Source organism: Bacteroides sp. 90-K9/2 (assembly GCF_047310725.1).
Taxonomy (GTDB): Bacteria; Bacteroidota; Bacteroidia; order Bacteroidales; family Bacteroidaceae; genus Bacteroides; species Bacteroides vicugnae.
In genome coordinates this window covers 175,268-189,876 of record NZ_JBCGVL010000003.1, presented here as the reverse complement: position 1 = coordinate 189,876, position 14,609 = coordinate 175,268, and the positions used below count along the sequence as shown (strand labels likewise).

General features: G+C 43.4%; 9 protein-coding genes. 3 read left to right on the top strand and 6 right to left on the bottom strand.

What is annotated here, in order from left to right; genetic code table 11:
- Positions 1–59: 59 nt before the first annotated feature.
- Positions 60–2,417, top strand: coding sequence for a PAS domain-containing protein (locus tag AAHJ11_RS10200; protein WP_195649471.1), 2,358 nt, complete (start codon positions 60–62; stop codon positions 2,415–2,417).
- A 108-nt stretch (positions 2,418–2,525) separates the two neighbouring features.
- Here AAHJ11_RS10200 and bioD read toward each other — a convergent pair whose 3' ends face one another.
- The 6 genes from bioD to AAHJ11_RS10170 form a co-directional block, all read right to left on the bottom strand.
- Positions 2,526–3,179 carry a dethiobiotin synthase gene (bioD, locus tag AAHJ11_RS10195; RefSeq protein ID WP_195649472.1) on the bottom strand — a complete coding sequence of 218 codons (654 nt, stop codon included), beginning with the start codon at positions 3,177–3,179 and terminating at the stop codon, positions 2,526–2,528.
- Positions 3,176–4,018, bottom strand: a complete 843-nt coding sequence (bioC, locus tag AAHJ11_RS10190; RefSeq protein WP_320974676.1) for a malonyl-ACP O-methyltransferase BioC — start codon at positions 4,016–4,018, stop codon at positions 3,176–3,178. The genes bioD and bioC overlap by 4 nt, the downstream gene beginning before the upstream one ends.
- Before the next feature lie 146 nt (positions 4,019–4,164).
- Positions 4,165–4,815, bottom strand: coding sequence for a DUF452 family protein (locus AAHJ11_RS10185; RefSeq protein ID WP_320974675.1), 651 nt, complete (start codon positions 4,813–4,815; stop codon positions 4,165–4,167).
- Positions 4,812–5,966, bottom strand: a complete 1,155-nt coding sequence (locus AAHJ11_RS10180; RefSeq protein WP_195649475.1) for an 8-amino-7-oxononanoate synthase — start codon at positions 5,964–5,966, stop codon at positions 4,812–4,814. The genes AAHJ11_RS10185 and AAHJ11_RS10180 overlap by 4 nt, the downstream gene beginning before the upstream one ends.
- A 221-nt stretch (positions 5,967–6,187) precedes the next feature.
- A complete protein-coding gene (gene bioA, locus AAHJ11_RS10175) occupies positions 6,188–8,602 on the bottom strand; it encodes an adenosylmethionine--8-amino-7-oxononanoate transaminase (protein ID WP_320974674.1) in 2,415 nt (804 codons plus the stop codon).
- A 91-nt stretch (positions 8,603–8,693) separates the two neighbouring features.
- The gene (locus AAHJ11_RS10170) at positions 8,694–9,803 is read right to left on the bottom strand and encodes a DUF4421 domain-containing protein (RefSeq protein WP_320974692.1); all 1,110 of its coding nucleotides are present in this window, start codon (positions 9,801–9,803) and stop codon (positions 8,694–8,696) included.
- Positions 9,804–9,960: 157 nt separating this feature from the next.
- Between AAHJ11_RS10170 and AAHJ11_RS10165 the strand changes: the two genes are divergently transcribed.
- Together AAHJ11_RS10165 and AAHJ11_RS10160 are read left to right on the top strand one after the other, a co-directional pair.
- Positions 9,961–13,089 (top strand): TonB-dependent receptor, encoded by a 3,129-nt coding sequence (locus AAHJ11_RS10165; protein ID WP_320982734.1) that lies wholly within the window; start codon positions 9,961–9,963, stop codon positions 13,087–13,089.
- Positions 13,090–13,103: 14 nt separating this feature from the next.
- Positions 13,104–14,585: a RagB/SusD family nutrient uptake outer membrane protein gene (locus AAHJ11_RS10160; protein ID WP_320974392.1), complete on the top strand. Its 1,482-nt coding sequence runs from the start codon at positions 13,104–13,106 to the stop codon at positions 14,583–14,585.
- The last annotated feature ends 24 nt before the right edge of the window (positions 14,586–14,609 follow it).

The window sequence follows — 14,609 nt, the reverse complement described above, 5'->3', positions numbered from 1 at the left end:
CTTTTATTCAAAAAAATATTTACTTTTGGCAGATAAGTACGTATTTACCCCGTTACATCATGAGCATCGAACAAAGCAAAGAAGCATTAGTAGAACAGTTAGAAGCACTTAAAAAAGAAAATGAGCAGCTTAGAAAAGAGCTTTCTGTTCTTAGGGATGAGAAGCGTAGCAATCATCCTGTTAGTTTTAAAGAGAAATACGCTGTTAGGATACTAGATTCTCTTCCCGATATGCTGACTGTCTTCAATCAGAGTGAGGTAGGCATTGAAGTTGTTTCTAATGAAGAAACCAACCATGTAGGAATATCAAACAAGGATTTTAAAGGGATGCGCATGCAGGATATGGTTCCACCGAAAGCGTATCAGAATGTTCACTCCAATATGCAGCAGGCTGTTACTACCGGAACTGTTTCAACTGCACATCACGAACTGGATTTTAATGGTGAACGCCATTATTACGAGAACCGTATTTTTCCGCTGGATGAGGAATACGTGCTGATTATGTGTCGTGATATAACGGAACGGGTAGCTACCCAAAGGCAACTGGAAGTTTTTAAAAGTGTGCTTGATAAGGTGAGTGACAGTATTCTTGCTGTGGCGGAAGATGGAACGCTGGTTTATGCGAATAAGCAATTTATAGAAGAATACGGTGTAACGCAGGAGTTGGGTACACAAAAAATATATGATTTGCGTGTCTCTATGACAACAAAGGAAGCATGGGAACAAAAGCTGCAGGATATTCGTGATAATGATGGTAGCTTTGCTTATCGTGCTGCTTATGTACGTCAGGGAGAAACTAAGGAGAGAGTACATCAGGTATCAACTTTCCTGATTCGTGAGAATAATCAGGAACTCACCTGGTTCTTTACGCAGGATATCACTGATGTTATCAAGAAACGGGATGAACTCCGCGAACTGAATCTGTTGTTGGATGGTATTTTGAATAATATTCCGGTCTATCTGTTTGTGAAGGACCCGGAAGATGATCTTAGATATTTATATTGGAATAAGGCATTTGCCGATCATTCAGGCATTCCGGCGTCTAAAGCTATCGGGCATACGGATTATGAGATATTTCCGGTGCACGGAGATGCGGAGAAATTCCGTAAGGATGATTTGGAATTACTCCAGACTCATAAGCGTATTGATATGCAGGAAACTTATCTGTCGGCTAATGGAGAAGCGCGTATTGTGCAGACTTTGAAAGCGCTTGTACCGATGGAGGGACGTAAACCGTTGCTGATTGGCATTTCGTGGGATATTACTAATCTTCAGAATATTGAGCAGGAACTGATCAAGGCAAGGATTAAAGCGGAGCAATCCGACAGATTGAAAAGTGCTTTCCTCGCTAACATGAGCCATGAGATCCGGACTCCGCTGAATGCTATTGTAGGATTCTCCCAATTATTGCCTTCTGCCGAAACTGCTGAAGAGAAAAAGCTTTATTCGGGTATTATCAATCAGAACTCGGATATTTTGTTGCAATTGATTAATGATATTCTGGATTTATCGAAGATAGAGGCCGGAACACTCGAATATATCAAGCGTCCAATGAATCTGGGAGAGGTCTGCCGGACAATTTATACAGTTCATAAAGAACGTGTGAAAGAAGGGGTAACTCTCGTTTTGGACAATGAAGAGGAGGATTTGCTCATTGAGGGAGACCAGAACCGCATTATGCAAGTGATAACGAATTTCCTGACTAATGCAAGTAAGTTTACCTATGAAGGAGAGATCCGTTTTGGTTTTGAGCGAATGGATAAAGATATCCGTGTGTACGTGAAAGATACAGGAATAGGGATAGAGCCGGAAAAGGTGGATCATATCTTCGAGCGTTTTGTCAAACTGAACTCTTTTGCGCAAGGGACGGGATTAGGACTCTCTATCTGTCAGATGATTATCGAAAAGATCGGTGGAGAAATCGGGGTGACTTCCGAATTGGGTAAAGGCTCTACCTTCTACTTCACAATTCCTTATGAAGAAACCGGAGAACTCGGTAATTTCTTCAAAGAGACAAAGGTGGAATCTAAAGGGAATACTGTCAATCGTGTACAACAAATTAAGAAGATTCTGGTGGCAGAAGATGTGGAGAGTAATTTCATCCTATTGAAGAATCTGATTGGCAGGGAATATACATTGCTTTGGGCTAAAGACGGAGTGGAAGCTGTCGAAATGTATAAGCAGTACCAACCGGACTTAATCCTGATGGATGTGAAAATGCCGCGTATGGATGGACTGGAAGCAACCCACATTATCCGCTCTTATTCTAAAGAGATTCCTATCATTGCCTTGACGGCTTATGCTTTCGGGACTGATAAGGAACAGGCCTTAGAGATGGGGTGTAACGATTATGTGACTAAACCAATTTCGGAAAGATCATTGAGAAAGGCTTTGGATAAATATTCGACTACTGTTTAAAAAATAAAGGATTATGGCTATATGTATCCGGTGAAAGTTACTTATGATAGCCATAATCCACAAAAGAGTACGATTGTTGTCGAGTGAAAGTAGTCGGTGATTGCTTTTCTATAGATTCTTTTTTATTTCCGGAACCAGTATAAATTTCGTTTCTGGAAAATACTTTTTCAGCCAGGTCCGGATAAATTCCATTGTATCATTCTGAATCGTTTTGTCTTCTACGGTAGGATATAAATTATATAATACGGTATCTAGTACAATGCCGCGTTTTTGTATTGCTTCGAGACTAAGCAGGGTGTGATTGATGCTTCCTAGTTTGCCCGAAGTGACAAAGATTAGCGGATATTTCTCTTGAGCGATGTAATCAATGGTCAAAAGTTCGGTAGTGAGAGGAACCATGAGGCCGCCTGCTCCTTCGAGTAAAACAGAGTCATACCGTTCACTCAATTCTTCAGTTGCACGTTTTATTTTATCAAAGTCAATAGGACGGTTATCCAGTTGGGAAGCAAGATGCGGAGAGGCGGGATAAGAGAAAATTTCCGGCATGGTTAGTCCCTCTTGGTCTTCTTTGGTGAAAGGGATTCCCATGATTTGCCGGTGTAGGTCAATATCTTCGGAATGACCTACATTTCCCGTTTGAATAAATTTCTGGGTGATGGTGCGATGGCCGTTCTTGTTCCATTCACGAGCTAGAAAGCCGGTGGCATAACTCTTTCCGGCATCTGTATCGATACCGCTTACGAAATATACATTCTGTTTCATACTTTTTTCTTTTTTGCGATGATATATATAGGGTGATATGTTAAGGACACGGAAGTGCCCTGAGTAAATTCCTGCGTGTAACGTTCACAGAAGAGTTGCAAGTCACGACGAGTCCACTGCTGTTGGGGAAGATTGTTCTTAGATTTATTTTTTGAATTGTCGTCTGATGAACACAAATCGTTCTCTTGTTTTCCGGCAGGAGAGGATTGCGTTGATAAACCATTGACTCCGGTTTGCTTCAAGTGATATAGTACTTTTATCGGGTCTTTGAACGAAAGCGGGATAAGCTCTTCTTCTGAATACAGTATGTCAAAATGGGGTGATAAAGCTGCTTCAAGCTCTTCCCGTGAACGATAAGGAAGTCCGTTGCCGGTAAGTTCGCGTATTTCTTTCATGTTTTCTTTTCCGAAAGTGCTAAAAGCGAAATAACCCTGATTATTGAGCAAGGTATTACACCTTTCGAAGAAGTTTTCCGGTGACTCGAACCATTGCAGGGCCGAACAGGAAGTTATCAGTGTGCTTTCGGCGGGGAAAGAGATTGTCTCGGCATCTCCCGGAAGAAAAGAAACTTGCTTTTTCTTTAATAAGTCTTCGCAGCAATATTTCATATCGGGGCAAAGGTCATTGAGTAATAACTCTTCCGGACGGAGGGTTTGGAGCAGCATACGGGAGTAAATACCGGTTCCGCAGCCAAATTCAATCACCTTCGAGCAGGGAGAAGATATATGTTCTGTAAGCAAATGGATCATTTTATCTGCTATTTGCCGTTGCACGTTTGCTTCCCTCGGATAGGTAGTGATAGCTTTTGAAAAACGTTCTGCGATTAGTTGTTTATTCATAATCAATATTTATTTAATAGGCTGATTTCCTGATGGTAATTGTACGTCACTAATTAATTGCTAGCATCTTTTAGGCACGGATTACACGGATTTCACGGTTGCCCTAAATTATTATATGAACCAATAATGAACACATCAGTATCCGGCTACATGAGTATTGTATTAAAAAGCTCCTGTTGGTAATGTGCCGCTTCCACTTGTTCAAGAGAGTCCACTTGGTTTTCCCATGCCAAATATTGGTTATCCGGGAGGAAAATGCGGTCGCCTTTTCCTATGATAGCTTTTTGCCATTTAAAATCAGAGGGAGACAATGATAAATACTGTTGTTGTATGGTGGCAAGCTCTTCTTTGAGTTCTTCAACCGGACGCTGGGGGGATACGGTTTGAAAAGCTTTATAGTCAGCTATTGAACCACACATTCTTCTTTGAAATTTCTGCAAGGTTTGTTCGTTCAATCCTTGGAGTGTACCATCGAAAATAGAGGGAGCAATACCTTTGGTTTCGTGTATGGGATAGAGGGTACCGTTGATGGCGATACTTTGGGAAACAGGCAAATGTGGATACTGCTTTATGAGTTGAGAAGCTGCCCAGACTCCCATCGACCAGGCGATGAGTGTAATCTGGGAATAGGTTTCCAATAAACCGACATCAAATGTTAATGAACGGTAGTCATAGCAAATCATCCAGTCCTTGTCAACAGGATGAATGGTCAGGAAAGGAGTTTCGTCCATCCCCCAACCGGCGAAGAAAAGCAATAGATGCTTCTGATTATTCTTTATGATAAAATGCTGTTTCATTCGTTTATCAGTTTGATGAGTTGGTCAATTTCATGTTCTGTGATGTCCGCTGTCAGTGAGAAGCGGATCCGTGAGGTTCCGTCGGGTACGGTAGGCGGACGGACGGGCAATGCATAGAATCCTTTGCGTTGGAGTTCTTCTGCTTTCATTATGGTATCTTCACTGGCTCCTATAATCATAGGTACAATATGGCTCACCGATGGGCAATTATATCCTTTGGCTGTAAGGGTTACCTTTAGCTTTTCGCTGATTTGTAGCAGGTGAGCCCTCTTATGTTGTAAAGCTGAAAGGTGTTCTAACACCCATGAAGTCCATTGAATATTAATAGGAGGAAGTGCAGTGGTGAATATAAACGTACGCATTTTATTGATAAGATATTCCCGAATGAGTTCCCGGCAGACGATATAAGCTCCTGCCGAAGCAATGGCTTTTCCAAATGTTCCTACCAAAAAGTCTATATCGTTGATACAGTCCTGTTCTTCAGCACATCCTAATCCCTTTTCCCCTCGTACACCAAAAGCATGAGCCTCATCTACATAAAGAAGAACATTGGAATAACTCTTTTTGAGCAGAATGAGAGCGCGAAGATCAGCTTCATCGCCATCCATGCTGAAGATACTTTCGGTAACAATAATAATCTGCTCATAAGCGTTATGATTTTCAGCAATCAGTCGTTGCAACTGGGAAATATCATTGTGACGATACCGGATACATTTAGCTGATGATAATTTAATTCCGTCTATCAGGCTTGCATGTACTAGCTTGTCAGCAAGAATCAGTGTATGAGTATTGCAAATGGCAGGAAGTATTCCTGTATTGGCATGATAACCACTGTTGAATATGAGTGCACTTTCCGTTCCGAACATGGTGGCTAGCTGTTGTTCCAGCTTCTGATAGTCACTAAAATTACCGGTCAATAACCGGGAAGAAGAGGAGGTAGGCAGGAATGTTTCGGGAGTGAGTGTCTTTAAGAATTCCTCCCTCAATGAGATGTCATTGGCCAGTCCGAGATAATCATTAGAAGATAGGTTCAACATTCGTTGTCCGTTCAGCAGAACATCTCGACCTTCGTGGATTAGCGGTGGGAGAGAACGGTAGTTCTTTTTCTCTTTCAAGGTCTGTAGTTCCTGGTTTATATACTCTAATGTCATGAATTATTATTTTAAGTAATCAGTATTCGATATATGAATGATTGAAAGTGTAATTAGTTGCCTATAAGATGTTTATCATCAGAAGAACTATGCTGAAAGTTTCTCACCGACCAAGGCATCCTTCCTCGGTGAGGAAAGGCCCGTTCCTCACCGAGGAACACCCTTTTGCTCACCGAGGAACAGATTCTTGGGTGAAAATCCGGTAATATTCTTCTTGTCTGTCATCTTTTTTGGATAACTTTAAGTAACCCGGAAGTCAGTTTACTTAATTGTTCCGAAGTGATGATGAAAGGTGGCATCAGATATACCAGTTTGCCAAAGGGACGTACCCAGATTTTTTCTTCCACAAATCGTCGTTGCATATAGCCCATATTTACCGGACGCTTCATCTCAATGACTCCGATAGCTCCGAGTATTCGTACATCAGCCACTTCCGGAAATTCCCGTGCAGGTGCCAGTTCTTCTTTCAGTTGGGTTTCGATTCGCTTCACATTCTCTTGCCAACCGGATTCGAGTAATAGGCGGACGGAGGCGCAAGCCACTGCACACGCGAGTGGATTACCCATAAATGTAGGTCCGTGCATAAAAGCTCCCGGCGCGTGGTTGGAGATGGTATCTGCTATCCGGTTACTGGTCAATACAGCAGAAAGTGTCATATATCCTCCGGTCAGTGCTTTGCCGATGCACATGATATCCGGTTCTACTCCGGCGTGTTCCCACGCAAAAAGTTTGCCGGTACGTCCGAATCCCGTTGCTATTTCATCGAAGATAAGAAGAATATCGTGTTTCCGGCAAAGCTTTTCAGCTTCACGCAGGTACTGCGGATGATAAAACCACATCCCGCCTGCTCCCTGTACCACGGGTTCCAGGATAAGTGCCGCCAACTCTTTTGAATGTTTTTCAATCATCTCTTGTAGAGGTCGTATATCTTCCGGATTCCATTCTCCGTCAAACCGGGAAGTGGGGGACGGAACAAAATAACGTACAGGCAATGCTGAACCGAAAAGACTGTGCATACCCGTCACCGGATCACATACAGACATGGCATTCCACGTATCACCGTGATAGCCGGAACGGATGGTCACGAAATTGTTCTTTTCCGGTTTTCCTGCTGCATACCAATATTGTACAGCCATTTTCAGTGCCACTTCTACGGCTACCGAACCGGAGTCTGCATAAAATATTTTCTGCATGGAGGAAGGAACCAAAGGCAATAATAGTTTCCCTAGTTCAATGGCCGGATCGTGCGTCAATCCCCCGAACATGACATGGGACATTTGATCTAATTGTTCTTTTGCCGCCTGATTCAATGCCGGATGATTATATCCATGCACTGCACACCACCAGGAAGACATTCCGTCAATGAGCGTTCGTCCGTCTTCGAGGGTAATGGTAACACCGTCTGCCCGTTTCACTTTGTAGACAGGAAGCGGATCGGTAGTCGATGTGTACGGATGCCAGATGTGCTCGCGATCAAATTGGGAACCGGCAAAATGATAGCCTTCTTCCTGAATCATCTTTTTATCTTCCGATACTTTGGAGCCGAGTGTTGTCAATAGGTCGCCTACGATAGCCGAGTTAATTCCGATATATAATGCCTTGTGCATCGCTTCGGAAGAAAGTTGTGAACGTCCTCCGGCAAAACGCAGAAAAGCGGTCGGATTGATGAAACGAAAGAGTGCGATGGTTTTAAGTATTTCTTCTTCGCTTAAAGGCTGCTCGTTTTCCAGTGGAGTGCCTAGAATCGGGCTAAGCAGGTTGATAGGTATGGATTGAACATTCAGTTCTGCCAATGTGAAAGCAAATTCAATCCGTTGTTCCATCGTTTCTCCCATGCCGATGATACCTCCGCAACAGATATCCATGCCTACACGACGGGCTGCATCGAGAGTAGCCAGTTTCTGTTCTTGCGTATGCGTAGAGCAGAGTTTGGAAAAATAAGACGGGGCAGTTTCCAGATTACAATGATAACGGGTGATTCCCGCTTCATGCAGGGAACGCAATTCTTCTTCATTGAGCAGTCCCAGAGAAGCACAAAGTTGAATCGACGAATGTCGACGCATATAGTGGACTGTATCGCAAAGTTGGGTAATCTGTTTGGGAGATGGTTTTCGTCCGCTGGTAACGAGGGAAAATCGGTTGACGTCCTGGGCTTCGTTGTATTGGGCCTGTCGAAGACATTCTTCAGCGGGAAGGAGATCGTAAATCTCGGCTTTGGTTTGGTAGTGGGAGGATTGTGCACACCATTTACAGTTTTCCGGACATCGGCCGGACTTGGCGTTGATGATGGAACACATGTCGAACTCGTGCGAAGCACGTGCGACGGTAATCTCATGTGCGGCGGCATAAAGCGCCTCGCTGTTAGCCATATTGGCTAGCCAAGCAGCTTGGTCGGGTGATATGTCGATACCCGCCAACACTTGGTCTTTGATTTCTTGAAGTGTCATAAATGTATGGTAAGGGATAGTTTGTGCAGCATTCTGCTTACGAAGAGCAACGTCCACTACATTGGTATGCAGATGACCGATCTGGAATTCGCGTCCCATACTTGCAAAGGCAGCATAGTTCTTTCTTCCCCAGTAGCGAAAGCGGGAAAGAAGAGTGCGTGTGGTCTGTATGTGGCGTTGTTGCTTCATTGATTTTTTACTTTTGCTCGTTAGAACGTGGCAAATGTACAAAGATTCTTTGGATTAGCAAACAAGTTGATGATTTCTAGTTTCTGTGGTATTATTTCTTTTTCCTGTATTCTTTGCGGGTGTTGAAGTTGAATCCGGCATATATTTGGAGAGTACCGAATCCATTGTCTACAGAGAAATTGTTACGATGATAATTGTAGTTTTTTCCAACAAAGGAAGTACCTATGTAATATTTCCCGGTGTTGTAGACAATCCCTGCGCGAAGCAGAAAATCCAGATTGAATTTACCGTACCACGCTTTTGCCTCATTCGTTTCTGCGTCCACATCGGAAGCTTTGTAGGCAATGGCAGGAGTGAGAGACAGACACGCCAGGCAGTTGCGGGCAAAGACCCAATTGTAGGCATAGCCGAAACTGATGTTGGCATTGGTGTATTTAATATCTTTGACTTTCATGGCAGGATTCATCGCCTCCTGGATAAATCCCGGAAGTGCTGTATAATCGAAGTCGAGATGATGCTTTGAAATGGAAAAACCTGCAATAAATGTACCTGCATTGCGTCGTTGATTGGTGGACTGACTGAATGCGGCAGGGTAGGAGAATTTACGGTTATTGAAGATATAATATAGGTTCAGTCCTTTGATATCTACCTTTATTCCGCTGAAATCTTCGGAATAGTTGGAGGGTATATCGTCTGAAAATCCTCTGATTTTGTGTATCTTGTAATTATTACCGGTGCGGCGATAGAAGATGTCCACGCCTAATTTGGAACTGTATAAGCTAAGATCGAACTCTGTTCCCTTGTTCTTTCGGGTGCCTTTTTTGAAAATATCGTTCACATCTACAGACCATCCCAGGAAAATCCATCGCCAGCCGAAATACAATCCTATCTTGTTGTGCGGGTTGGGAGAAAAACTAAGTTTCTGTGGCTGCGGCAATTCACTGGTGATAGAATAATACTCAAAGTTACTGAAATGAGTAACCATCAGCGCATAGTTATAACGGTTAGGACTGATATAGAGCGTATCGAAATCACTGAAGTTCATAAACTTCTTGATCGCTCTTTTAAAAGCACTTGGCTTGGCGGTTGATGTGGAATCTACTTCTGTACTATCGTTGCCCAAAGAGACTTTCTCTTCAGTCTGTGCCTGTAAGGACAGTGAAAATAACAGAAAAAGATATAGAATAACCCGTTTCCCCATGTGGTTCTTTGTTGGTATAGATATTTTTTGTTTCACGAATGTACTACCTTTCGTTGATTTATACTAGCAATCCTCTAAAAAATGTTTCGTTTCCTAAACAAAAAAGTTCAATGTACTGTTAGTTACAACAAGCAAATAAATCTTAAGCCACAAAATTATGAGAATCTATTTACGTTTATTAGTCGTGTCTCTTCTGCTTTTTGCAGGAAATATAGTATATGCGGAAGCACAGCAGGAGAAACGTGTGACGGGTACGGTGACTTCTGAAGGAGAACCTTTGCCTGGTGTTTCCGTGCAATTGAAAGGAGCCTCTTCCGGCACCATTACCGATATGGATGGAAAGTATTCGATTGAAGCTCCTGCTACCGGCACTTTAGTGTTCCGTTTTGTAGGAATGAGAACGGTGGAACAACCGGTGAATAACCGGAGTGTGATTAATGTTATGTTGGAATCGGAAAGTAAGGAACTGGAAGAAGTAATGGTAGTAGCTTATGCTACCGCTAAAAAGTATAGTTTTACCGGAGCAGCTTCGACGATGAAAGCAGGTGAGATTGAAAAGTTACAGACTTCCAGCATATCACGTGTATTGGAGGGTACGGTATCCGGAGTACAGGCGAGTGCGGCAAGCGGCCAGCCGGGTACGGATGCGGAAATCCGTATTCGTGGTATCGGATCTATCAACGCTTCCAGCGCTCCGCTTTATGTAGTGGACGGTGTCCCGTTCGATGGTAGTGTGAACTCTATCAATCCGGATGACATATCTTCGATGACAGTATTGAAAGATGCGGCCTCTGCTGCTTTGTATGGTTCCCGTGGTGCAAACGGTGTGATTATTATCACCACCAAACAGGGAGATCAGAATACCAAAGCAACAGTAAAGGTAAAAGCTTCGTTAGGAGGTTCCAACCGTGCCGTACGCGATTATGATCGTGTCAGTACCGACCAATACTTCGAATTATATTGGGAAGCACTTCGCAATCAGTACGCCAAGAGTGCGGATTATACTCCGGCAACTGCCGCGACACAAGCATCCAAAGATTTGGTAACGAAATTGATGGGAGGTGGTCCGAACCCCTATGGCCCTCAATATGCGCAACCGGTCGGTACAGATGGAAAGCTGGTGGCAGGCGCCCGTCCGTTATGGAATTCTGACTGGAGTGACGCCATGGAGCAACAGGCACTTCGCACAGAGTTAAATCTAAGTGTTTCCGGAGGTGGAAAAGCGAATCAGTATTTCTTTTCTGCCGGATACCTGAATGATAAAGGCATTGCACTCGAATCCGGTTACCAGCGTTTTAATCTTCGTTCCAATATCACCAGCGAGATGACTTCCTGGTTGAAGGGAGGCGTCAACTTGAGTTTCGCACATTCCATGCAGAATTATCCGGTTTCTTCCGACTCCAAAACCAGTAATGTGATTACCGCAGGACGTACCATGCCGGGATTTTATCCCATTTATGAAATGAATACGGATGGTAGCTACAAATTGGATGAGAGTGGAGACCGTATTTATGACTTCGGTTCCTATCGTCCTTCCGGTTCGATGGCAAACTGGAACCTTCCGGCTACTTTGCCTTTGGATAAATCGGAACGAATGAAAGATGAAGTTTCCGGCCGTACTTTTCTGGAAGCTACGATTATTGAAGGACTGAAATTCAAGACAAGTTTCAACTTCGACTTGATCAATTATAATACGTTGGATTATACGAACCCGAAGTTAGGTCCGGCTAAAGAAAACGGAGGCGGCGTCAGCCGGATGAATACCCGTACTTTCTCCTGGACGTGGAATAATATCGCTACGTATGACAAGACAATCGGTGAACATCATTTTAATGTCCTTGCCGGTGTGGAAGCCTATTCTTACCGTTACGATGAACTGACAGCATCGCGTTCTAAGATGGCGCAACCTGATATGCCGGAATTGGTAGTCGGCTCACAGCTGACCGGAGGTTCGGGATATCGTATCGACTATGCATTGGTGGGTTATCTGACTCAAGCGTTATATGATTATCAGAATAAATATTTCTTCTCGGCATCTTATCGTCGCGACGGTTCTTCACGTTTTGCGCCTGAAACCCGCTGGGGAAATTTCTGGTCGCTGGGTACTTCCTGGCGTATCGACCGGGAAGAGTTTATGGCAAGCACTTCCGACTGGTTGTCTGCCTTAACTTTGAAAATGAGCTATGGTGCACAAGGAAACGATAACCTGGGTACGTATTATGCGAGTAAAGGACTTTATACCATTGTTTCCAATCTGGGAGAAAATGCGTTAGTGTCCGATCGTATGGCGACCCCGAACCTGAAATGGGAAACGAACCTCAACTTTAATGTAGGTATCGACTTCTCCCTGTTCAATAACCGTTTTTCCGGTTCGTTTGACTTCTTTACCCGTCGTTCGAAAGATTTGCTTTACTCACGTCCGATAGCTCCTTCCCTGGGATATGGTTCTATTGACGAGAATGTAGGAGCCTTGAAGAATACAGGTATAGAAATGGTGTTGAACGGAACGATTATCAATCAGAATGGTTGGGTATGGAAACTGGGGATGAATCTGACACATTATAAGAATAAGGTGACGGATCTTCCTTTGAAAGATATGCCGCAAAGTGGTGTGAACAAGTTGCAGGTAGGCCGTTCTGTTTATGATTTCTATATGATAGAGTGGGCGGGAGTAGATCCGGAGAACGGAGATCCGTTGTGGTATATGGATGAAGAAGATGAAAATCACAATCCGACCGGAAAACGTGTCACAACAAATGATTACGGTTCGGCTGACTATTATTACGTCAATAAATCGTCTCTTCCGAAGGTGTATGGTGGATTCAATACCTCTCTTTCCTGGAAAGGATTTGATCTTTCTGCCATCTTTGCTTATAGTATCGGTGGATATATCTACAATCGTGATATTACAATGATTTTGCATAATGGAAGTCTGGAAGGACGCGACTGGTCGACGGAGATTCTAAAAAGATGGACTCCCGACAATCGTAATACAGATGTTCCTGCTTTGAGTACTACCACTAATAACTGGAACTCGGCTTCTACCCGTTTCTTGCAGAATAATTCGTATATGCGATTGAAAAACCTGACTCTTTCCTATAACTTACCCAAACAATGGATTAGTAAGTTGGCATTGAGCAGTGTGCAGGTATATGTACAAGGAGATAATCTGTTTACCATTCACCGGAATCAGGGACTAGACCCTGAACAGGGAATTACCGGTATCACTTATTACCGCTATCCGGCTATGCGAACGATCTCCGGAGGTATCAACGTTTCTTTCTAAATTCAGACTAAATTATGAGAAAAATAAAAATTAAATCCATTCTTGCCGCAGTTGCCGGACTTTTCCTGGCAACGAGTTGTAGCAGCAGTTTTTTGGATACGGACCCAACGGATGCGGTAAGTTCAGAAAAAGTACCTGTGCCCGAAAATGTGGAGGCACTTGTGAATGGTGCCTGGTATAATCTGTTTGATTATTCAAGTACCTATGCCAATATCGGTTATCGGGCACTTCAGTGTCTGGACGACATGATGGCAAGTGATGTTGTTTCCCGTCCGAAATACGGTTTCAACTCTTCGTATCAGTTTAACGATATAGCGTTGCCTTCAAACAATAGAACAGAGTTTGCTTGGTATCTGATATATAAAACGATCGATAACTGTAATACTGCCATTTCCATCCAGGGAGATTCGGAGGAACTACGGCAAGCGCAGGGACAGGCATTGGCATTACGTGCTTTCTGTTATTTACACTTGGTACAGCATTATCAATTTACTTACTTGAAAGATAAAGATGCTCCGTGCGTTCCTATATATACCGAACCGAGTAATAGTTCGACAGTTCCGAAAGGAAAATCAACGGTGGCACAGGTCTATCAGCGTATTTTTGATGATCTGAATCTGGCACAGGATTATTTGAAGAACTATGTCCGGAGTGGTGATAATCAGAAATTCAAACCGAATGTTGCCGTAGTGGATGGCCTCTTGGCTCGTGCTTATCTGTTGACAGGGCAGTGGGAAGAAGCAGCGAAAGCAGCTGAAGCTGCACGTACAGGATATGCGTTGATGACAACTACGGCCGAGTATGAAGGCTTTAATAATATTTCCAATAAAGAATGGATATGGGGATTCCCTCAAATACCTTCCCAGTCGGATGCCAGCTACAACTTTTATTATCTGGATGCAACATACGTCGGAGCTTATAGTAGTTTTATGGCCGATCCTCATCTAAAAGATACCTTTACCGAAGGTGACATTCGTCTGCCTTTGTTTCAGTGGATGCGTGAAGGGTATCTGGGATATAAGAAATTCCACATGCGTGCAGACGACACAGCTGATCTGGTCTTGATGCGTGCTTCTGAAATGTATTTGATAGAAGCGGAGGCGAAAGTTCGTGATGGAGTAGCTTTGAGTCAGGCTGTCATTCCATTGAATACGTTGCGTAATGCCCGTGGAGTGGGAGATTATGATGTGACAGGGAAATCACAGGAAGAAGTTCTTGATGAGATTCTGATGGAACGTCGCCGCGAACTTTGGGGAGAGGGATTCGGCATTACAGATATACTTCGTACACAGGGTTCTGTAGTACGTACTGCTTTATCTGATGAAATGCAGAAGACGGAAGTCGACTGCTGGCAGGAGGGGGGTAGCTTTGAAAAACGAAATCCTTTGGGACATTGGTTCCTTAACTTCCCGAACGGTAAACCGTTTACAGTAAATAGCACCTATTATTTGTATGCTATCCCCCAGAAAGAAATAAACGCTAACCCTAATATATAAAATAGCTCTCTTAATTTTTTGACT

Coding starts and splice junctions, on each gene's coding strand:
- AAHJ11_RS10200 (WP_195649471.1), top strand. CDS start 60: ATGAGCATCGAACAAAGCAAAGAAGCATTAGTAGAACAGTTAGAAGCA.
- bioD (WP_195649472.1), bottom strand. CDS start 3,179: ATGAAACAGAATGTATATTTCGTAAGCGGTATCGATACAGATGCCGGA.
- bioC (WP_320974676.1), bottom strand. CDS start 4,018: ATGAATAAACAACTAATCGCAGAACGTTTTTCAAAAGCTATCACTACC.
- AAHJ11_RS10185 (WP_320974675.1), bottom strand. CDS start 4,815: ATGAAACAGCATTTTATCATAAAGAATAATCAGAAGCATCTATTGCTT.
- AAHJ11_RS10180 (WP_195649475.1), bottom strand. CDS start 5,966: ATGACATTAGAGTATATAAACCAGGAACTACAGACCTTGAAAGAGAAA.
- bioA (WP_320974674.1), bottom strand. CDS start 8,602: ATGAAGCAACAACGCCACATACAGACCACACGCACTCTTCTTTCCCGC.
- AAHJ11_RS10170 (WP_320974692.1), bottom strand. CDS start 9,803: ATGGGGAAACGGGTTATTCTATATCTTTTTCTGTTATTTTCACTGTCC.
- AAHJ11_RS10165 (WP_320982734.1), top strand. CDS start 9,961: ATGAGAATCTATTTACGTTTATTAGTCGTGTCTCTTCTGCTTTTTGCA.
- AAHJ11_RS10160 (WP_320974392.1), top strand. CDS start 13,104: ATGAGAAAAATAAAAATTAAATCCATTCTTGCCGCAGTTGCCGGACTT.